Here is a 20049-nt window from a genome sequence, read left to right on the forward strand (position 1 = left end):
GAAATGACCCGCGTCGACAATCGCCCGCCCCGCACGGTACTGATGGGGCATGAGCAACGACGGGGTCGTGGCGGGCGCCCAGGGCCGGCTGATCGGTGGGCGCTACCGGCTGATCGAGCGCATCGGCTCCGGCGGGACGGGCACCGTCTGGCGGGCCCGCGACGAGCTCGTACAGCGTGAAGTCGCCGTCAGACAGCCCCGGTTGCCGGGCGGCCCGGAGGACGAGAGCCACCGGCGGGCGGCCCACCGGCTCCACCGGGAGGCCCGGGCCGCCGCCCGCGTCGACCATCCCGCCGCCGTCACCATCCACGACGTGGTCGTCGAGGCGGAGCGGCCGGACGAGGGCCCGCGTCCTTCGGGTCCCGACGAGCTGGACGCGGCCGAGGCGCTCGACGGACTCCCCTGGATCGTCATGGAGTCGGTCCGGGGCGAGTCCCTGGACGAGACGCTCCGGCGCGGACCCGTCGACGTGCGCGAAGCGGCCCGGATCGGCCTCGCGGTCCTCGGCGCCCTGCGTGCCGCGCACTCCGTCGGCATCGTGCACCGGGACGTGAAGCCCGCCAATGTGCTGCTCGGCCCCGGCCGGCGCGTCGTCCTCACCGACTTCGGCATCGGCATCGGCATGGCCCATGTCCAGGGCGAGGAGTCCCTCACGGGCGGCGGGGAGTTCGCGGGCTCGCCGGAGTTCGTCGCCCCCGAGCGGATGTCCGGCCGTACCGCCGGGCCCGCCTCCGACCTGTGGTCCCTGGGCGTCCTGCTGTACGCCGCGGTGGAGGGCTCGTCGCCGTTCCGCCGGACCACCCCGGAGGCCACACTCGCCGCGATCCGGGCCGCCGAGCCGCCCGAACCGGAGCGGGCCGGACCGCTCGGGCCGCTGATCGTCCGGCTGCTGGCGCACGACCCCGACGGGCGGCCGGACGCCGAAGAGGTCGCGAAGGAACTGGAAGCGGTGGCGGGGCCGACGGCGGCCGAGGAGTCTCAGGAGGCCGAGCCCATACCGGAGTTCACGCAGGAGACGCCGAGGCTTGAGGAGACCGCCGAACCCCCGGAGGCCGGCCCCGCGGAGCGGGACGACGCGCCCTCGAAGCGCCAGAGCCTCCTCCGCCCCGCCCCCTTCGCCCTCCTCAGCGCACTGCTCGCCGGCGGCATAGGCGCAGCCACTCACCTCGACGGCGCCGGCACCGCCGAGAGCGCCGAACAGACCGCCGACACGGCGGACACCTGGACCCCGCACCACGATCCGGACCTGGCGGCCGTCCTCCATCTCCCGCGCCCCTACCGCGAACTCGACCGGACCGGCAGCGCGACCGACCAGCCCCGCACCGTGCTCTACGGCGACGAACGGGGCGGCACCGTCCAGGTCCGCCTCCTCCTCTGGGACCGGGCCCCGGGCTCCCCGATGGACCAGGCCCGGAAGGAACCCGTCGTCCCGGGGGACACCCGCTACACCCGCACCAGCGTCCAGGGCCACGAGGCCGCCCTCGCCGACACCACCTACGACGCGGACGAGGGCCCGAGGCGGGTCACGCGCGTGCTGATCCGCACCGGCGACGACCGCATGTACGAACTGCGCGTCGACATGCCCAGGGGCACGCCGGAGGAGGAGGAAGGCACCTCGGTGTTCCGGGGCGCCCGGGACCGGCTCGGGCTCGGTACGGGATCGTAAAAGGCTGAATTACACCGACTGTCACCGCACAACGCCCTGATCAGGGTGTTTGTTGCCAGCAGCCACTGGCGTCGTGTGTGTACTCGGTGAAGCCGTATTACCGACGGGTACCCAAAGCCTCCGCCGGGGCATACCCTGCGGCTCATGACGGACGCGCACGCCCCGGAGAAGACCGGCACGGCACAGACCGGCACGAACCCCCTCGCCCCCGCCCCGGAGGGCGCCCGCACGGCCGCGGACGTGGTCACCCCGGAGCTGGTCGCCCAGCTCACCAAGGGCGTGGTCGGTTCAGGTCGCACCGCCAACCACACGCCGTTCACCGGGGAGCAGCTGGCCGAACTCCCCGAGTCGACGCCCGAGGACGTGGCGAAGGCCTTCGAACTGGCCCGCACCGCCCAGGCCGTGTGGGAGCAGACGCCCGTACGGCAGCGCGCCGCCGTCCTGCTCCGCTTCCACGACCTGGTGCTGGAGCGCCAGGCCGAGGTGCTCGACCTGATCCAGCTGGAGACCGGAAAGGCACGGCTGCACGCCCACGAGGAGGTCCAGGCCGTCGCGGTCGCCGCCCGGCACTACGGCCGCAAGGCCCCCGCCTACCTCCGGCCCAAGCGGCACGCCGGTGCCATGCCGACCCTCACCAAGGTCACCGAACTGCGCCACCCGCGCGGTGTGATCGGCCAGATCGCCCCCTGGAACTACCCCCTGGAGCTGTCGGTCGGCGACGCGATCCCGGCCTTCGTGGCGGGCAACGCGGTCGTCATGAAGCCGGACACGGAGACCTGCCTCACCGCCCTGTGGGCCCGTGACCTGCTCATCGAGGCCGGCCTGCCCGCCGACGTCTTCCAGGTCGTCCTCGGCGACGGCCCGGTCGTCGGCCCCGAGGTCGTCAAGCACGCCGACTACGTCTCCTTCACCGGCTCCACCCGCACCGGCCGCGAGGTCGCCCGGGGCGCCGCCGCCCGGCTGGTCGGCGTCTCCCTCGAACTCGGCGGCAAGAACGCCATGCTGGTGCTGGAGGACGCCGACATCGAGAAGGCCGCCGCCGGCGCCGTCCGCGCCTGCTTCTCCTCCGCCGGGCAGCTCTGCATCTCCATCGAGCGGCTGTACGTCCACGAGTCGATCGCGGACGCCTTCCTGGAGCGCTTCGCCGCCCGCACGAGGGCGATGCGCCTGGGCACGTCGCTGGCGTACGGCGCCGACATGGGCTCCCTGGTCGGCGAACGCCAGCTGGAGACCGTCACGCGCCACGTGGAGGAGGCGGTCGCCAAGGGCGCGAAGATTCTCGCCGGCGGGACGGCCCGCCCGGACATCGGCCCGTACTTCTTCGAGCCCACGATCCTCGACGGCGTCGAAACGGAGATGTCCGTCTGCGCCGAGGAGACCTTCGGCCCGGTCGTCTCGATCTACCGCTTCAAGGACGAGGACGAGGTCATCGAGCGCGCCAACGCCACGGCGTACGGCCTGAACTCCTCGGTCTGGACGAAGAACGGCCGGCGCGGCCAAGAGGTCGCCGCCCGGCTGCGCACCGGCACGGTCAACATCAACGAGGGCTACGCCCCCGCGTACGGCAGCGTCCAGTCGCCCATGGGCGGCATGAAGGACTCGGGCCTCGGCCGCCGCCACGGCTCCGAGGGCATCCTCAAGTACACCGAGGCCCAGACGGTCGCCCACCAGAGGGTCCTCCCGATGGCCCCGTCCCTGGGCATGGACGACGAGAAGTACGCCCAGTTCATGAGCAGGAGCCTCCGCCTGATGAAGGCGTTCCGGTTCCGGTGATTCAGCGAGGAGACCACGTGCCTCAGGACGTTCACGACTACGACGTCATCGTCGTAGGCTCCGGTTTCGGCGGCTCCGTGACCGCCCTGCGCCTCACCGAAAAGGGCTACAAGGTCGGCGTCCTGGAAGCAGGCCGCCGCTTCACCCGCGAGTCCCTCCCCAAGAACTCCTGGGACCTCAAGAACTACCTCTGGGCGCCGAAACTCGGCATGTACGGCATCCAGCGCATCCATCTGCTGGGCAACGTCATGGTCCTGGCGGGCGCGGGCGTCGGCGGCGGCTCCCTCAACTACGCCAACACCCTCTACGTCCCGCCGAAGCCGTTCTTCGAGGACCCGCAGTGGCGGGACATCACGGACTGGCAGGACGAGCTGAAGCCGTTCTACGACCAGGCCCGGCGCATGCTGGGCGTGCGGCTCAACCCGACCATGACCCCGTCCGACGTCCATCTGAAGGCCGCCGCGGAGCGCATGGGCTGCGGCGACTCCTTCCATCTCGCCCCGGTCGGCGTCTTCTTCGGCGACGGCGAGGACGCCGACGGCACGGCGAAGGCGAAGCCGGGCCAGGAGGTGCCCGACCCGTACTTCGGCGGCGCGGGCCCGGCCCGCAAGGCCTGCGCGGAGTGCGGCGAGTGCATGACCGGCTGCCGCCACGGCGCGAAGAACACCCTCAACGAGAACTATCTGCACCTGGCCGAGAAGGCCGGCGCCGTCGTCCACCCCCTGACCACGGTCGTCTCGGTCACCGACGACTCGCGTGGCGGGTACGCCGTCGCCACGCTCCCCACCGACGACCGCCGCAAGGCGAAGGGCCGTACCTACACGGCCCGACGGGTCGTCCTCGCCGCCGGCACCTACGGCACCCAGACCCTGCTGCACCGCATGAAGGCGGGCGGCCAGCTGCCGTACGTCTCCGACAAGCTGGGCGAGCTGACCCGCACCAACTCCGAGGCCCTGGTCGGCGCCCAGACCGACGACCGGCGCTACCGCAAGGTGCACGGCGGGCGGAAGGCCGACTTCACCCGGGGCGTGGCCATCACGTCCTCGATCCACCCGGACGAGAACACCCACATCGAGCCGGTCCGCTACGGCAAGGGCTCCAACTCGATGGGCGGCCTGTCCATCCTCCAGGTCCCCTACGCCGGCCACGGCTCGGGCTCCTCGCGGGTCCTGGGCTTCCTCGCCCACGCGGCGAAGCACCCCTTGCTGGTGCTGCGTTCCCTGTCCAACCGCCGCTGGTCGGAGCGGACCATCATCGGTCTGGTGATGCAGTCGCTGGACAACTCCCTGACGACGTATCTGAAACCGTCGGGCGCCGGCCGCGGCCTGCTCACCGCACGCCAGGGCCACGGCGCCCCCAACCCCAAGCAGATCAAGGCCGCCACGGAGAGCGCCTCGGCCCTGGCCGCCGAGATCAACGGCTTCGCGGGCTCGAACGTCGGCGAACTGATGGGCACCCCGCTCACCGCCCACTTCCTGGGCGGCTGCCCCATCGGCGCCTCCCGCGAGACCGGCGTGATCGACCCGTACCACCGCCTCTACGGCCACTCCGGCATCTCGGTGGTCGACGGCGCCGCGGTCTCCGCCAACCTGGGCGTCAACCCGTCCCTCACCATCACCGCCCAGGCCGAGCGGGCGATGTCGTACTGGCCCAACAAGGGCGAGCCCGACCTCCGGCCGAAGCAGGGTGCGGCCTACGAACGTCTCCAGCCGGTCGAGCCCAAGTCCCCGGCGGTCCCGGCGGACGCGTTCGGCGCGCTGCGGCTGCCGTTCCTGGGCCTGCCGGCGGTGCCGCCGAAGAAGTAGCCGAAGCCGACACAGAGAAGAGGGACCTGCGCCCCCCTCCGAGCGCAGGTCCCTCTTCCGTCTTGCGTAAAGCTCCGGCGTGTTACGCCTCGACACCGGCCTTGCGGCGACGCACCACGAAGATCGCACCGGCACCGGCGACGACCGCGGCACCGCCGACGAGGCCGATCATCGGCAGGGCGGAGCTGGAGCCGGTCTCGGCGAGGCTGCCGGTGACCTGCGGCGTGGTGCCGCTCGGCTTCTTGTCGGTGACGGGCGCCTTGCCGCCTTCCTGCGGCTTGGTGCCACCGGTGTCCGTACCGGCGGAGACGATCTGGAACTTGTAGGAGATCTGGCCGAAGCCGGTGCACTCGGCGTCGTTGTCGCCGTAGATCGTCGCGCCGAGCGAGAAGCCGGCGCCGACCGGGGCGGACTTGCTGACGTTGAGGCGCAGCGGGATGTTGACCTCGTAGTCGGGCTTCAGCTCGTCGGTGTAGCCGACGTAGCCGACCGCGAGGCCGTCCTCGTTGAGGTCGACCCAGATCTTGTCGTCCGGGTCCCAGGCCTGGAGCTGGACCTGCTTGCTGGAGAACAGGTCCTCGCCGTTCTTGTCGGCGGAGGCACCGGCGAAGAAGTCGAGGTCGTTCAGCGTGGAGTCGGAGTTGTTGAGCACGTTCAGCGAGAACTTGTGCCAGCCGCTGCCCGCCGAGATCTTGCCGGGCAGACCGCTGATGCCGACGTCGACCTTGGTGTCCTCGCAGACCGAGGGCTCGGGGTCGGGGGACTCCGACTCCTCGGGCTCGGAGGTGGTCGGCGCCGGGGAGGACGGGCTCGCGGACGTGCTCGGCGAGGTGGACGTCTGAGGAGCGGACTCGCTCACGGACGTGCTCGGAGCCGGCGACGTCTCGGCGGTCTCGGACTCGGTCGCCGACGGCGAGGGGCTGCTGCTCTCGGTCGCCGACTCGGTCGCGGAGGCGCTCGGCGTGGGCGTCGTTTCGTCGGTCGCGTACGCGGCCGGTGCCGCGAGCAGTGCCACCGGGGCTATGACCGCCGTAGCGGCCGCTGCTGCCATGGCGCGGCGAAGCTTCATGAAGACCTCGGAGAGTCCGGCGTACCGCAGGACGCGGTACGAACGTTGGGGGAGGCCTCCGCGTGTGGGGCGCGGGAGTGCCCTTGGTTCTGCAGGTTTGATCCGTGAAACCTGTGAATGGTTGCGCTGGCATTCACAGAATTTTTATGTGGCCTGAGTCACGTCCATGACCTTCTTGTGAAGGCGCTTGCCGAGCGCCTAGAACTGTCGTTCGTGTCTGACAAGCCGTCCGACGATCATCCGTCGGCCTCCGAGATCCCTGACGACGTCTGGGAACAGTTCACCCGCGACACCGAACGGGACATCCGCGGCTCCGCCCCGAAGGAGCCGTCCGCGCGGGCCCGCATGGTGACCGAGCGGCTGCGCCTGCAGGAGGAGCGAGGTGAAACGCCACCGGGGTGGCGTACCGGCCCCTTACCGCCGGAGGCGAACCGCCGGGCGGGCCGCCGCCGCACGCTGTGGACCGTTCTCGGTGTGACGGTCGCCGTCGCCGTGGCCGTGGTGGCCCTGAAGCCGTCGCTGCTGCCCGGTGACCCTTTCGGTACGGGTGAGCCCGGGGCCGCCGAGGCCTCGCCCCTGCCCGCCGAGACGGCGGCGCCCACCGCCGCACCCGGGGCGTCGGACGCCGAAACCCCCACCCTGGACCAGCCCTTCGCCGGTTCCCCCGCGCTGCGCTGGGCCGACGGCGAGGCCGGCATCGTCCTGCCCGAGGCGAAGGCCGTCGGCCCGGTCTCCAAGGACCGCGTGGAACAGGCCCTGAAGCTGACGAAGAAACTGCTGGTCGCCGCCAACCTCGACCCGGCGACGGTACGCGGGGAACGTCCCGGGGCCGCGCTCAAGGTGCTCGACCCCAAGCAGCCGGGGCTCCTCGACGATCTGAACACAGCCCTGCGCTCCCCGAGCGACGAGCACGACCCGCTGACGATGTTCAGCCGTTTCGACCCCGACGAGATACGGCCGGTCGGCGACGTGATCAAGACGCGCGGGCGCATGACGTTCGAGAAGGGCACGCACGCGGGGGTCGCGGTGCGCGCCGACTACACCTTCGTCTACCCCGTCATGCGCGCCGACGGATCGACCGAGGTCACCCGCACGATCGTGCGCAGGGTCCTCGACGTCGAACTCGCCGACCCCGCCCGCTACCGGGTCACCGAGGGCCGGCTGACCGTCCGGAAGTACGACGAGGAGATCGGCAACTCCGCCTGCGACGTCCACGACGGCTATCTGCACCCGGAGTTCCCGTCGAGCGACAAGGACACCGACCCCACCGGCCCGACGACGGATCCGTACGACCGGAGCAGGGGCCTCGACAACGGCGACGCCTGCGGGACGGTGACCCGCACCTGAGCAGGCCCGACAAGCATGAGCGAAGGGCCCCGCGGGATGGAGCCGCGGGGCCCTTCCTCTCGTCAGCACCGACGTCAGGGCAGCGCCGGTGCCTGGAAGCGGCGCCGGGGGGTTGCGCCGCTGGTCTCGATTCCTGGCCATGTCCGCCGGGCGGCCCCGGGCGTCCCCGGAGCCGTCCGTTCTCTTGGGTGACCGGGCTGCTGTCCCCTGCCGTCCGGTCACTTCCCTGGAGCGAGGTCCCACGACGCACGGCACGATCCGTACGTCTCATCGCTCCAGTGAGCCACGCGTGGTTCTTTCGGGCCCGCCCCTGGCTGGCACGGACAACGAGACCAACGAGGGGGCCCGGGGCCGGTCACGCGCCGTACGGGTGAGAGCGGTGCGTACGTCTGTCCCGGGAACGCGGATTCCTCCGCTGGGCTCAGATCTTGCCCCGGCACAGCTCCAGCAGGGTCATCGCGAGGGCCGTGCCCGGCTTGCCCAGCGCGTCCCTGTAGTGGCCGAGCACCTCCATCTCGCGGGAGAGGTTCACGCGCCGCCCTCCGGAGGTGATCCGCGCCTCCTGGATGACGGCCGAGACGGCCACCCGTTCCTGGATCAGGCCGATGATCCGGTCGTCGAGCGCGTCGATCCGCTCACGCGCGCCGGTGATCACCTCGGCGGCCTCGGGGGTACGGGCGCCGGTCACGTCGGTGGTGGTCGTGGGAACGGTCATGGGAGGGGCTCCTCGTCGTCTGGGGGTGCCCCGGAGCGGCAGGGCCCGGACGACGACAGACGCCCCGGGCCTTGTCGGCCCGGGGCGCCTGGGAAGTCGCTTGTCAGTTGCTCAAGCAGCACGACCATGGCAGCCGGCGGGCCGGATGCCATAGGTAAAGCGGAAGGTCTGGTGCGTGAGCATGGCGCTCAGTATGCCCTGGGGCGGCGCGGCGTCCAAGCGGGTTCGCATGCTGAGACTCGCATGGTGAGACGAGAGGTCCGGAGTCCGGGCCTTCCGTGGGCGGGACACCGCGCACGAGCACCTCGGTAGAATCGGGTGGCACAAGACCCCCGCCCCACCGCCGGAAGGCACCCCGTGTCATCAGCGACTCCCGCTGCGAACGCCCCCGACACCGTCCTGGTCGTCGACTTCGGCGCGCAGTACGCCCAGCTCATCGCCCGTCGTGTCCGCGAGGCGCGGGTCTACAGCGAGATCGTGCCGAGCACCATGCCGGTCCAGGAGATCCTCGCCAAGAACCCCGCGGCGATCATCCTCTCCGGCGGTCCCTCGTCGGTCTACGAGGAAGGCGCCCCGAGCCTCGACCGCGCGATCTTCGAGGCCGGCGTACCCGTGTTCGGCATGTGCTACGGCTTCCAGCTGATGGCGCGGACCCTCGGCGGCACCGTCGACAACACCGGAGCCCGCGAGTACGGCCGCACCGGCCTGCACGTCTCCAAGTCGTCCTCCACCCTCTTCGAGGGCACCCCCGACGAGCAGGCCGTCTGGATGTCGCACGGCGACGCCTGCTCCGCCGCCCCCGAGGGCTTCTCCGTCACGGCCTCCACGGACGTCGTCCCGGTCGCCGCCTTCGAGAACGACGAGAAGAAGCTCTACGGCGTCCAGTACCACCCCGAGGTGATGCACTCCACGCACGGGCAGCAGGTGCTGGAGCACTTCCTGTACCGGGGCGCGGGCCTCACACCGAACTGGACCACCGGCAACGTGATCGAGGAGCAGGTCGCCGCGATCCGCGAGCAGGTCGGTGACCGGCGCGCCATCTGCGGCCTGTCCGGCGGCGTGGACTCCGCCGTCGCCGCCGCCCTCGTCCAGAAGGCCATCGGCTCCCAGCTGACCTGCGTGTACGTCGACCACGGCCTGATGCGCAAGGGCGAGACCGAGCAGGTCGAGAAGGACTTCGTCGCCGCGACCGGCGTCCAGCTGAAGGTCGTGGACGCGGAGGAGCGGTTCCTCAAGGCGCTCGCCGGGGTCTCCGACCCCGAGGAGAAGCGGAAGATCATCGGCCGCGAGTTCATCCGGGTCTTCGAGCAGGCCCAGGCCGAGATCATCGCCGACCAGGGCCCGGCGGTGGAGTTCCTCGTCCAGGGCACCCTCTACCCGGACGTGGTCGAGTCCGGCGGCGGCACCGGCACCGCCAACATCAAGTCCCACCACAACGTGGGCGGCCTGCCCGAGGACCTCGAGTTCAAGCTGATCGAGCCGCTGCGCCAGCTGTTCAAGGACGAGGTCCGGATGGTCGGCCAGGAGCTCGGCCTGCCGGACGAGATCGTCCAGCGCCAGCCGTTCCCCGGCCCGGGCCTGGGCATCCGTATCGTCGGCGCGGTCAGCAAGGAGCGCCTGGACCTGCTGCGCGAGGCCGACGCCATCGCCCGCGAGGAACTGACGGCGGCCGGCCTCGACCGGGACATCTGGCAGTGCCCGGTGGTCCTGCTCGCGGACGTCCGCAGCGTCGGCGTCCAGGGCGACGGCCGTACGTACGGCCACCCGATCGTCCTGCGCCCCGTCTCCTCCGAGGACGCCATGACGGCCGACTGGTCGCGTCTGCCGTACGACGTCCTGGCGAAGATCTCGACCCGGATCACCAACGAGGTGCGCGACGTCAACCGCGTCGTCCTCGACGTGACCTCGAAGCCGCCGGGGACCATCGAGTGGGAGTGACCCCCGGGCCTAGGTGCGCTTGATCGTGCGCAGGGCCTCGCCGGGCGTCCAGACCTGGACGACGAGGTACGTCTCGTCCTCGACGTAGGTCCTCACGACCTCCGTCAGCTCGGTACGGAAGAGGTGGAACGGCTCCGGCGGCTCCACCTCTTCGACGTATCCGGCCTTGGTCTGCGCGTCGTCGACCTCGATCGCCCGGCCGCCGATCCGGACGTCGCCGCCGCCCATCCGCGTGCCCTCCCCGGGGTTCGCCTGGAGCGTGAAGCGCGGGTCGCGGCGCAGGTCGAGCGCCTTGAGCGAGTCCGGCATCATGCCGAGCCACAGCTCGCCGTTCAGGAACCGCACCTCCAGGCCGCTGGTGCGGGGCGAACCGTCCTTGCGGAGGGTGGCCAGGACATGGTGGGTGTAGGCGCCGAAACGCTTCTCGATCGTGTCGGCCAGGTCCGGTTCGGCGGTGGCGAAAGCCGCCCAGTTCGCTGTCATACGGAGAGTGTGGCGCCGAAATCCGACATCCTCTGTCGGCTATTCGTGGAGTGGGGGAGACCGGAGGCACAAGGGTGCGCACGGGGGCGCTCGTCTCATCTTCACGAAACGGTTCTGTTCATCCCGGCCCGACCGGCGGTAACTTCCGCCCGTACGAAGAACCACGCTGGAGGACCTATGCACGGGCCCACCCCGCCCCTGCCGCTGCCCACCGACCGGCTGCGGTTCGCGATGCCGCCCATGCACGAGTCGGTCGAGGACGAACGCCGGCACCGCAAGGAACGGCTCGCGGGCGCCCTCAGGATCTTCGGGCGGCTCGGCTTCGAGGACGGCGTCTCCGGTCACATCACCGCCCGCGACCCGGAGTACACCGACTGCTTCTGGGTCAACCCGTTCGGGCTGCCCTTCCGGCACGTCACCGTGAGCGACCTGGTCCTCGCCAACCAGGACGGCCAGGTCGTCGAGGGCCGCTACCACGTCAACCAGGCCGCGTTCACCGTGCACGCCCAGGTGCACGCCGCCCGCCCCGACGTGGTCGCCGTCGCCCACTGCCACTCGGTGCACGGCCGGGCGCTCGCGGCCCTCGGCGAGCTGCTGGAGCCGATCACCCAGGAGAGCTGCGCCTTCTACGAGGACCACACCCTCTACGACGCCTACACCGGAGTCTCCGTCGACGCCGAGGAGGGGCGGCGCATCGCGGACACGCTCGGCTCCCGCAAGGCACTCGTGCTGCGCAACCACGGCCTGCTGACCGTCGGTGACTCGGTGGACGCGGCGGCCTGGTGGTTCGTGTCGATGGAGCGGTCCTGCCAGGTGCAGCTGACGGCGCAGGCGGCCGGGCGGCCGGTCCGGATCGACCACCGGATGGCGGTGGCGACGCGGGAGCAGCTGGGCGGCGACCTGGTGGCGTGGATCAACTACCAGCCGATGTGGCAGGACGTCAGCCGGAGCGAGCCGGATCTGCTGAGCTAGGCGGTCTTGGCTGTGGCCTTGGCTGCGGCTGCGGCTGTGGGGCGTGCCGCCGGTGTCAGAAGCCGCGGAGCACCACTGCCTTCGTCCTCGCGAACTCCTCGTCCGTGAGCACCCCGTCCCGGTGCAGCCGGCCCAGTTCGCGCAGGCGGCGCAGCAGTACGTCGTGGTGCTCGGCGGCGGGCGGCACGGCCGGTGCCGGGCGCTGGGCGTTCGAGTGGTGCTCGGCGTCCGCCGACGGGTGCGGCAGCCGGGCCGTGACCGCCGTGGCGACGAGCGCCGTGAGCAGATCGCGGCGGGGGCTGCCCCACAGGTCCAGGGCGTACGGGTCCTTCTCCGGCGGCAGTTTCGAGAACACCGTCTCGCGGGTCACGAAGCGCAGGAGGCCGTCCTCGTGGCCGGAGTTCGGCAGCCACTCGACCTGGACCAGGTCGCCCAGGGTGATGATCCGCGGGCCGGTGGCGCGTTTGACCCGCTCGGAGGCGTCGGCCCAGTCGATCCGCACCCGGGTGCCGTCGAAGGAGACCGTCCCGTCGGACGAACGGACCGAGACCGGGACCGGCGGTCCGGGCAGCAGATAGGCCTTCGCCGGTTCCTTCGGAATCCGGTCCAGGAGCAGCGCGCGGCGGATCTCCTCGGCGACGTACTCGGCGCCCCCCGTCCGGTCGGCGTCCACCGCCAGCCGGTACGGATCGGCCGCGTCAGGCAGCCGCCCGCCGGTCGCCCGGAGCAGGGGATCGGCGCCCTCCCGCAGCCGCAACCGCAGCCGTCCGCGCCTGCGTTCCGGTTCGAGCACGACACTCGAGACCGCCTCCAGCGGCACGGCGATCTCTCCGTAGGTCTGCCGGAACAGCGGCACGGAGCGGTGCAGACCGGGCGTGATCCGGACCGTGTCGCCGTCGAAGGCCCAGGTCCCGTCACGCTGGATGATCTCGGCCATAGGGGAATTCTCCCAGTCAGGTCAACACGGCACGCCGAAGTTCACCCGTGTTGGCCAGACCGAGCGGACGCGAACCGGCTGGTGTAGGGCACAATTCGCTGTCGTCGCAGGGGAGTTGTACAGCGGTGTTTCCGGGCTCCGGAAGGCCGACGGTGGTTGGGTCGCGGGAAGGCGGGCGTCGGGCGTGGCGGTGCGCGAGGGACAGGGCGGCGCGGACGCGGGTGGGTACGCGGACGCGGGGGCGTATGCGGGCCGGTACGCGAGCGGACACGGCAGTGGTTATGGGAGTACTCACGGCAGTGCGCATGGCGGTGCTCACGGCGGTGCTCATGAAGGCGGGTGCGCCTGTGGGGACTGCCCGCACGGGGCGCGTGAGGGGCACCGGCGGGCCGTCGCCGCGTTCCTGCGCAGGCGCGACGAGTTCGCGGCCGGGCAGGGGCTGCCGGCCGCGGTGGCCCACTCCGCCTCGGCCTCCCGGCAGTGGGTCTCGGAGGAACTGGCGCAGTCCGCGGAGTCCGTCGCCGAGCGCGGCCGGGCCGAGGGCCGGGCCTGGCTGACGGGCCTGTGGAGCCGCACGGCGGCCGTGGTGTGGGCGGCCGTCGTGCTGTTGCTGCTCGGGCAGTGCCTCACCGCGGTCGGCGCGGGCTGGACGGCGGCGCGTACGGCCGGGCTGGCCGCGGCGCTGGTGGTGGCCGGTGCGGTGACCGCGGCGTCGTGGTTCCACCGGTCGAAGGGCGGCGCGCTGGCGCCCGTGATCGGCGACGACAACCGGCTCTCCACCTCCCGCACGGTCGCCGCGGCGTGGGTGCTGTTCGTGGCCTACGCGGTGCTCGTCCTGGCGGGGCGGCTGGCGGCCGCCTCCCGGCACCGGGAGCGGGACGCGCTGATCTCCGGGCTGGAACTCGCCCGCGGCGCCGGGATCGTGACCGTGCTCGCCGTGGTGTGCGGGATCGCCGTGCTCGTGCGGCGGGTGGTCGGGCTGCGGGTGCTGGGGCAACGGCTGCAGAAGACGCGCGCCGACCGGCCGCGCGCCGCCGACCTGCTGACCGACGACGCGGGCCGGGGCACCTTCGCCGACATCCAGTACGTCGTCATCGGCGGGGTCGCCCTGGTCTTCGCGGCGGTGCGGCTGGCCAGGCGCCCGGACCAGTTGCCGGACCTGCCGTGGGGTCTGGCGGTGGTGGTCCTGGTGTCGGCGGCGACCTATCTGGCCGGCAAGTACGCGGAGGGCGGCCGGCCGGTCATCCTCTCCGTGGTCCGGGCCCGGGAGGCGGGCGACCTCGACGGGCCGATCCGCACGGGCGACGACATCGAGATCCGGGGCGCCGGATTCGTGCCGCCGGGCGCGCAGGGGGCCGACCGGCTGGCCCGGATGGTCGTCCGGGTGGGTGCCGTGCACGTCCACGTCCCGCTGGTACCGGTACCCGGCGGCTTCAGCAACCCGGCGGACACGCTGCTGACGGTGCCGGTGCCGGCGGATGTGGAACCGGGACGGGTGGACGTGCAGGTGGTCACGGCGGCGGGGGTGGAGACGAACCGGTACGCGGTTGATGTGACGGAGTGACGGCCGACCGCGGACTCCGGCGGCCGGGCAACAACCGGCAACAATTGGGGACCGACAGGGTTGAGCGCGGTCCGTTTGTCGTACGTATGGTCTGTTGAGGGGGTCTCGGCACCGGCGGCGAGAGGCGGCTTGCAGCGATGACTCACAGTATGCGAACGGACACGAACGGCCCCCACTACCGCGGTGACGGAGGCTGGCGGGACACCCTCGGCCGCTACGCCCTCCTTCCGCTGCGCATCTTCCTCGGCGTCACCTTCATCTACGCCGGCCTGGACAAACTCACCGACAGCGCCTTCATGAAGGACTCCGGCGCCGGGTCGATCGGCGACATGATGCGCGCCGTCCGCGACTCCTCCGCCATCCCCGCCCTGGTCGACCTCTCCCTGAAGAGCCCGGTCGGCTTCGGCTACGCCATCGCCTTCGGCGAACTGGCCGTCGGCATCGGCACCCTGCTCGGTGTGCTCGCCCGTCTGGCCGCACTCGGCGGCGCGCTGATCTCCCTCAGCCTGTGGCTGACCGTGAGCTGGGCCTCCGATCCCTACTACTACGGCAACGACCTTGCCTACCTCATGGCCTGGACCCCCCTCGTCCTGGCGGGCGCGCCCCTGTTGTCCGTGGACGCCGCCCTGAGGTCGCGACGACGGCAGAGGCGGGAGTACCGGTAGCTGGTGCCCCGGCGGGCACTAGTCGGTGGCGGTACGGCCCGTCGTGCGGCGTCGGCGCAGGCGGCCCGTCAGGAACGCCACCGCGCCGGCCAGGCACAGTCCGCCCGTGACGAGGGGGATCGCCACGAACCACGGGGTCTCCCAGGCGCCGCCCGCGTCACCGGCGTAGAGGACGCCCGTCAGGACGAGGACGACACCGGCGACCAGCTTTCCGGGCCGGGGCTCATGACGCAGCACGGGTCACCTCCGCCTGTCCCATGCCGACCTGGAGGTCCAGGTCGATGGTGCCGGACCTCTCGACGCCCTTGGCGGGGGAGAGGGTGATCCGCTTCTGCTGTCCCGGTCTCACGTCCACGTCCTTCGTGTCGTCGCCCGGCAGCTGGAGGTCGCCGAGCCCCACGTCGACGCTCAGCCGCACGGTCACGTCCTCGGGCACGAGCACCTTCACCCGGCCGATGCCCACGTCGGCGCTGGTCGTCACGGTCTGTCTCCCGGCCACGTCCAGCCCGGTCAGGTCGAGGGTGCCGACGCCGGTGCCCAGTTCGTACTGCTGCCGTACGTCCGCCACCGTGGCGGGCCGCCAGGTCGTGCGGGCCCAGTGGGTGTCGATGTCCTTGGGCAGTGCCGCCGAGCCGGCGAGCAGTCCGGCCGTGATGACCGCCAGCAGGATCGAGCCCGCCCCGGTCCGTCCCAGGAAGGCGCTGACGGCTATGCCCAGGCCCAGGACGGCGAGCGCGCAGGACAGCCCCGTCTGCAGGCTGGTGCCCAGCGGGTGATCTTCCCAGGTCAGGTCGGTGGCCAGGGCGCCGGCGAGCAGGGCCAGCAGGAAGACCCAGCCGCCGATCCAGCGGGGACCGCGCGGCTCGGGCGGCCGGCCGCGCGGGGCGGGTATGTCCTCGCGGCCGCCGGCCCGGGTGCCGAGCCCGATGTTGATGGCCGCCGCGACGTCCGGGTCGCGGGCGTCGCGGGGGCCCCACAGATAGCCCGTGCCGCCGATGTGGGTGCCGTCCTTGACGATGGGGTCGCGCCACCAGGAGGGGGAGGTGGCGAGGACCGGCGGCGCCTGGGGTTCGGGCGGGGCGTCGGCGGCGGCCTGGGCGGCCAGCGGGTCGGGGCTGGGGGCGCCCCGCTGGCGTGACCAGTATCCGGAGCCGGCCAGCAGTATGGAGAGGACGAAGGCGAAGGTCAGCACTCCGCCGTTGTGCAGCAGGGTCAGGAACACGCCGCAGCCGACCAGCGCGAACAGCACGGCCGTCAGGGCCTGGCCGTCGACGCGGCCGGTCAGCAGCTTGCGCACCTCGTTCTCGTCCTCGTCGTCGTACGGGACGAGGAGCCAGACGAAGCCGTAGAAGAGCAGACCGATGCCGCCGGTGACGGAGAGCACCGCGAGCGTGATCCGGAAGATCACCGGGTCCAGGTCGCACTGCCGCCCGAGCCCGGCGCAGACGCCGGCCAGGGTCTTGTGGCGGCGGTCGCGGCGGAACGTGTGCGGAGGGCCGGTCGGGCCGGGTGGGCCGGTCGGGCCGGGCGGGGTGGCTTCCCCGGTCGGGTCGGCCGCGTCGGGGGCTCCTCCCTGTTCTCCCGCGCCCGCACGCCCGTGCGCGGAGGAGCCGGGGGGCGCGGCATCCCGCGGCCCGGCGCCCGGTGCGGGGCTCGGGCCGGAGCCGGGTCCCGGACCCGTCGCGGCGTGCTCGTGATCGGTCATGGGTCCATGGTGACGGGCGCGGCGCCGCCGCGGCAGTCGGAACGACCCTGGCCGGACCCTGATATCGGCCCTGAGGAACGGCTCGGGAAGCGTTCGACAGGCCGGACTCCGGAGATCAGGGGAGTCTCCGGGGTCGACCCTGATGCCCCGGCCGTACGGCCGTGTGACCATCAATGGCATGTCGGAAGCCGCAGCAGCGCCACTCGCCGAACCGCGGCCGCCGCGCAAGCTCTACCGCAGCAGTGACGGACGCTGGCTCGGTGGCGTGGCGCGAGGTCTCGCCGGGCACCTCGGGCTGCCCGTCGTCTGGGTGCGGCTCGTGTTCGTCGGCCTGTTCATGGCCGACGGTCTCGGTGCGCTGCTGTACGCCGCGTTCTGGTTCTTCGTCCCGCTCGGCGTCGGCGGAGTCGACGCGCAGAAGCCGCCGGCCGCCTCGGAGGCCTCGCCCGACGGCCGCCGCAGGCTCGTCGCCCGCAAACCCGACAAGGGCCAGATAGTGGCCCTGCTGCTCATGGTCGCCGTGGCCCTGGTGTTCGTGGGCAATGTGAACCTCAGCGGCGGGGCCCGGGCCTATCTCTGGCCGGCGGTGCTCGTCGGCGCGGGTGTCGCCCTGGTCTGGCGGCAGGCGGACAACGCCCGCCGGGCCCGCTGGGTCGAGGTCGGCCGCCGTCGGCGCACGGTCACGCTGCTGCGCGCCGGGGGCGGGGTGCTGCTGGTGACGGCCGGCGTCTCCGGCATCTTCGTCATGCAGGGCTCCGCCGCCCACCTCGGCTCCGTCCTGCAGGCGGCCCTCGCGGTCCTCGTCGGGATCACGCTCCTGGCCGGGCCGTATCTGGTGCGCATGACGCAGGACCTCTCCGAGGAGCGCCTGATGCGCATCCGTGCCCAGGAGCGCGCGGAGGTCGCCGCCCATGTGCACGACTCGGTGCTGCACACCCTCACCCTGATCCAGCGCAACGCGGAGAACGCGAACGAGGTGCGCCGCCTCGCCCGCGCCCAGGAGCGCGACCTGCGCACCTGGCTCTACAAGCCCGAGGGCACCGGCAAGGACGAGGCCGACGAACCCACCACGCTCGCCGACGCCGTGCGGCGCAACGCGGCCGAGGTGGAGGACAAGCACGGCGTGCCCATCGAGGTCGTGGTGGTGGGGGACTGCCCGCTCGACGAGGGGATCGGCGCACAGATGCAGGCCGCACGGGAAGCAATGGTGAACGCCGCCAAGTACGGTGGCGAGGGCGGAGCCGTACAGGTCTACGCCGAGGTCGAGGGGAAGACGGTCTTCGTGTCCGTCCGGGATCGCGGCCCCGGCTTCGACCTCGACTCGATACCCGCCGACCGCATGGGTGTCAGAGAATCGATCATCGGCCGTATGGAGCGCCACGGCGGCACGGCGCGGCTGCGCGCGGTGCCGGGCGGCGGCACGGAGGTCGAGCTGGAGATGGAGAGGGCGGAGAAGACGTCATGAGCGACCCGACCGAGGCGAACGGTACGGCGGGACCGGCGGAGGCGGCGGGGCCCGCGGAGTCGGGCGGCGGCGCCGGCGGGCGTCGGGTGCGCGTGGTCCTCGTCGACGACCATCGCATGTTCCGTACGGGGGTCCAGGCCGAGATCGGGCAGACCGAGCAGACCGGTGTCGAGGTCGTCGGCGAGGCCGCGGACGTCGACCAGGCGGTCACGGTCATCACCGCGACCCGGCCCGAGGTGGTCCTCCTCGACGTGCATCTCCCGGGCGGGGGCGGGGTGGAAGTGCTGCGCCGCTGTGCCCCGTTGATGGCCGACGCCGAGCAGCCGGTCCGCTTCCTCGCGCTGTCCGTGTCGGACGCGGCGGAGGACGTGATCGGCGTGATCCGCGGCGGGGCCCGCGGGTACGTCACCAAAACGATCACCGGCACGGACCTCGTCGACTCCGTCTTCCGCGTCCAGGAGGGCGACGCGGTGTTCTCCCCGCGGCTGGCCGGATTCGTCCTCGACGCCTTCGCCTCCACCGACGCGCCTCCGGTCGACGAGGACCTGGACCGGCTGACCCAGCGCGAGCGCGAGGTGCTGCGGCTCATCGCCCGGGGATACGCGTACAAGGAGATAGCCAAGCAGCTGTTCATCTCCGTGAAGACGGTCGAGTCGCATGTCTCGGCGGTCCTGCGCAAGCTCCAGCTCTCCAACCGGCACGAGCTGACCAGGTGGGCCACGGCGCGACGGCTGGTGTGATCTGCGGCGCCTCTGCCCGGACGCCCCGTCAGACCACCCGCGTCGCGCCCGCGTACGGCATCTCGTCGAGCGGGGCGACCCGTACCGGGGCCGAGGAGTTCGGGGCGTGGATCATCTGCCCGTTGCCCACGTAGATGCCGACGTGGCTGATGCCGGCGTAGAAGAAGACCAGGTCACCGGGGAGGAGTTCGGAGCGGGAGACGCGGCGGCCGGCGGCGATCTGGGAGTACGTCGTGCGGGGCAGTGCGACGCCCGCGGAGCGGTACGCGGCCTGGACGAGGCCCGAGCAGTCGAAGGCGTTCGGGCCGGTCGCGCCCCAGACGTAGGGGCTGCCGAGCTTCTGGTAGGCGTAGGAGACGGCGGCGGCAGCGCGGGCGTTGGGCGCCTGCGAGGCGGCGGACCCGGCGGCCGCCAGGGTGTCCCGGAGGCCCGTCGAGGAGCGTGAGGCGCGGTTCGTGCCCTGCCCTTCGCGCAGGCCGGCACGTTCCTGCGGGGTGAGCCGGGACAGCAGCTGCCGTGCGGAGCCCAGCTTGCCGGTGATCGTCTTCTTGTGCCGCTTCAGCTCCGTCTGCCGCGACTTCAGGGACGTCAGCTCGATGTGGGCGGCCCCGCGCAGCTGCTCGATCTCCCGGAGCTGCTTGCGGACGCCCGCGACGGCGGACTTCTGCCGGTTGCCGGCCCGCTCCACGAACTCGGCGTTCTCGAGGTACCGGTCGGGGTCGTCGGACAGGGCGAGCCGGAGGGCGGGGTCGATGCCGCCGTCCCGGTACTGCGCGGCGGCGACCGAGCCCAGCGCGTCGCGGGCCGAGTCGAGCCGTTCCTCCTTGCGGGCAGCCTGGTTCTGGAGCTTCCTGAGCCGTTCTCCGGCGGCGTCGGCCTTCTCCTTCGCGCCGTTGTACTTCTCGGTGGCGACCTCCGCCTCCTGGTACAGCTGGTCCACCTCGGCCTTGACCTGGCCGGGGGTGAGCTGTGGTTCGGCGTGTCCGGTTCCGTCGAAGCCCGTCGCGGTCGCCGCGCCGGCGAGCGCGATCGTGGCGGCCGTCCGGGCCGTGTTGCCGCTCGCGGTGCGCTGTCGGGGCTTGCGGTGCGCTGACACCTTGGGAGCCACGTCCTTTCCTGCGACCGCCCAGGTGCGTGCGACGGCCGCCGTGGGGAGCGGACGGGCGGCCTGCGCGTCCGGCGGCGGCCCGCACAGGGGAAGCGGG

17 protein-coding genes are annotated in these 20049 nt (G+C 72.2%); 10 read left to right on the plus strand and 7 right to left on the minus strand.

The window, feature by feature from the left end:
* Positions 1 to 49: 49 nt before the first annotated feature.
* The 3 genes from ACFT4A_RS10345 (at position 50) to ACFT4A_RS10355 (ending at position 5244) form a co-directional block, all read left to right on the plus strand.
* On the plus strand, positions 50 to 1666 hold the full coding sequence (locus tag ACFT4A_RS10345; RefSeq protein WP_382827664.1) for a serine/threonine-protein kinase: 1617 nt from the start codon (positions 50 to 52) through the stop codon (positions 1664 to 1666).
* Positions 1667 to 1810: 144 nt separating this feature from the next.
* The gene (locus ACFT4A_RS10350; RefSeq protein ID WP_382827667.1) at positions 1811 to 3439 is read left to right on the plus strand and encodes a succinic semialdehyde dehydrogenase; all 1629 of its coding nucleotides are present in this window, start codon (positions 1811 to 1813) and stop codon (positions 3437 to 3439) included.
* A 17-nt stretch (positions 3440 to 3456) separates the two neighbouring features.
* Positions 3457 to 5244 carry a GMC family oxidoreductase N-terminal domain-containing protein gene (locus tag ACFT4A_RS10355; protein WP_382827669.1) on the plus strand — a complete coding sequence of 596 codons (1788 nt, stop codon included), beginning with the start codon at positions 3457 to 3459 and terminating at the stop codon, positions 5242 to 5244.
* 82 nt (positions 5245 to 5326) lie between these two features.
* Here ACFT4A_RS10355 and ACFT4A_RS10360 read toward each other — a convergent pair whose 3' ends face one another.
* Complete coding sequence (locus tag ACFT4A_RS10360; RefSeq protein WP_382827672.1) at positions 5327 to 6313, minus strand: LAETG motif-containing sortase-dependent surface protein; 987 nt, start codon at positions 6311 to 6313, stop codon at positions 5327 to 5329.
* 213 nt (positions 6314 to 6526) lie between these two features.
* Here ACFT4A_RS10360 and ACFT4A_RS10365 point away from each other — a divergent pair, with 213 nt between their 5' ends.
* Positions 6527 to 7660, plus strand: a complete 1134-nt coding sequence (locus tag ACFT4A_RS10365) for a hypothetical protein (RefSeq protein WP_382827674.1) — start codon at positions 6527 to 6529, stop codon at positions 7658 to 7660.
* A gap of 421 nt (positions 7661 to 8081) precedes the next feature.
* Here ACFT4A_RS10365 and ACFT4A_RS10370 read toward each other — a convergent pair whose 3' ends face one another.
* On the minus strand, positions 8082 to 8375 hold the full coding sequence (locus tag ACFT4A_RS10370) for a chorismate mutase (RefSeq protein ID WP_184591320.1): 294 nt from the start codon (positions 8373 to 8375) through the stop codon (positions 8082 to 8084).
* A gap of 357 nt (positions 8376 to 8732) precedes the next feature.
* On the opposite strand from ACFT4A_RS10370, the gene guaA reads away from it, so the two are divergent.
* Positions 8733 to 10313, plus strand: a complete 1581-nt coding sequence (gene guaA / locus ACFT4A_RS10375) for a glutamine-hydrolyzing GMP synthase (RefSeq protein WP_382827677.1) — start codon at positions 8733 to 8735, stop codon at positions 10311 to 10313.
* Between the two features lie 9 nt (positions 10314 to 10322).
* Here the strand turns inward: guaA and ACFT4A_RS10380 are convergent, their stop codons facing one another.
* The gene (locus ACFT4A_RS10380; protein ID WP_382827680.1) at positions 10323 to 10796 is read right to left on the minus strand and encodes a pyridoxamine 5'-phosphate oxidase family protein; all 474 of its coding nucleotides are present in this window, start codon (positions 10794 to 10796) and stop codon (positions 10323 to 10325) included.
* A gap of 177 nt (positions 10797 to 10973) precedes the next feature.
* On the opposite strand from ACFT4A_RS10380, the gene ACFT4A_RS10385 reads away from it, so the two are divergent.
* A complete protein-coding gene (locus tag ACFT4A_RS10385) occupies positions 10974 to 11768 on the plus strand; it encodes a class II aldolase/adducin family protein (RefSeq protein WP_382827682.1) in 795 nt (264 codons plus the stop codon).
* 55 nt (positions 11769 to 11823) lie between these two features.
* On the opposite strand, the gene ACFT4A_RS10390 is transcribed toward ACFT4A_RS10385, so the two are convergent.
* Positions 11824 to 12705: a DUF4429 domain-containing protein gene (locus ACFT4A_RS10390; protein WP_382827685.1), complete on the minus strand. Its 882-nt coding sequence runs from the start codon at positions 12703 to 12705 to the stop codon at positions 11824 to 11826.
* A gap of 184 nt (positions 12706 to 12889) precedes the next feature.
* On the opposite strand from ACFT4A_RS10390, the gene ACFT4A_RS10395 reads away from it, so the two are divergent.
* Both ACFT4A_RS10395 and ACFT4A_RS10400 read left to right on the plus strand, forming a co-directional pair.
* Positions 12890 to 14269: a hypothetical protein gene (locus ACFT4A_RS10395; RefSeq protein ID WP_382827688.1), complete on the plus strand. Its 1380-nt coding sequence runs from the start codon at positions 12890 to 12892 to the stop codon at positions 14267 to 14269.
* A 137-nt stretch (positions 14270 to 14406) separates the two neighbouring features.
* Complete coding sequence (locus ACFT4A_RS10400) at positions 14407 to 14934, plus strand: DoxX family protein (RefSeq protein WP_215119310.1); 528 nt, start codon at positions 14407 to 14409, stop codon at positions 14932 to 14934.
* 18 nt (positions 14935 to 14952) lie between these two features.
* Here the strand turns inward: ACFT4A_RS10400 and ACFT4A_RS10405 are convergent, their stop codons facing one another.
* Positions 14953 to 15171, minus strand: a complete 219-nt coding sequence (locus ACFT4A_RS10405; protein WP_382827691.1) for a hypothetical protein — start codon at positions 15169 to 15171, stop codon at positions 14953 to 14955.
* Positions 15158 to 16639: a PspC domain-containing protein gene (locus ACFT4A_RS10410; RefSeq protein ID WP_382827694.1), complete on the minus strand. Its 1482-nt coding sequence runs from the start codon at positions 16637 to 16639 to the stop codon at positions 15158 to 15160. Before ACFT4A_RS10410 ends, ACFT4A_RS10405 begins: the two co-directional genes overlap by 14 nt.
* Before the next feature lie 142 nt (positions 16640 to 16781).
* On the opposite strand from ACFT4A_RS10410, the gene ACFT4A_RS10415 reads away from it, so the two are divergent.
* Together ACFT4A_RS10415 and ACFT4A_RS10420 are read left to right on the plus strand one after the other, a co-directional pair.
* Positions 16782 to 18104 carry a PspC domain-containing protein gene (locus ACFT4A_RS10415; protein WP_382827695.1) on the plus strand — a complete coding sequence of 441 codons (1323 nt, stop codon included), beginning with the start codon at positions 16782 to 16784 and terminating at the stop codon, positions 18102 to 18104.
* Positions 18101 to 18844: a response regulator transcription factor gene (locus tag ACFT4A_RS10420; RefSeq protein ID WP_184591306.1), complete on the plus strand. Its 744-nt coding sequence runs from the start codon at positions 18101 to 18103 to the stop codon at positions 18842 to 18844. Before ACFT4A_RS10415 ends, ACFT4A_RS10420 begins: the two co-directional genes overlap by 4 nt.
* A 28-nt stretch (positions 18845 to 18872) precedes the next feature.
* On the opposite strand, the gene ACFT4A_RS10425 is transcribed toward ACFT4A_RS10420, so the two are convergent.
* The gene (locus tag ACFT4A_RS10425; protein WP_382827742.1) at positions 18873 to 19940 is read right to left on the minus strand and encodes an NlpC/P60 family protein; all 1068 of its coding nucleotides are present in this window, start codon (positions 19938 to 19940) and stop codon (positions 18873 to 18875) included.
* Between the last annotated feature and the right edge of the window lie 109 nt (positions 19941 to 20049).

This window comes from Streptomyces sp. NPDC057099 (assembly GCF_042671245.1).
GTDB lineage: Bacteria > Actinomycetota > Actinomycetes > Streptomycetales > Streptomycetaceae > Streptomyces > Streptomyces purpurascens.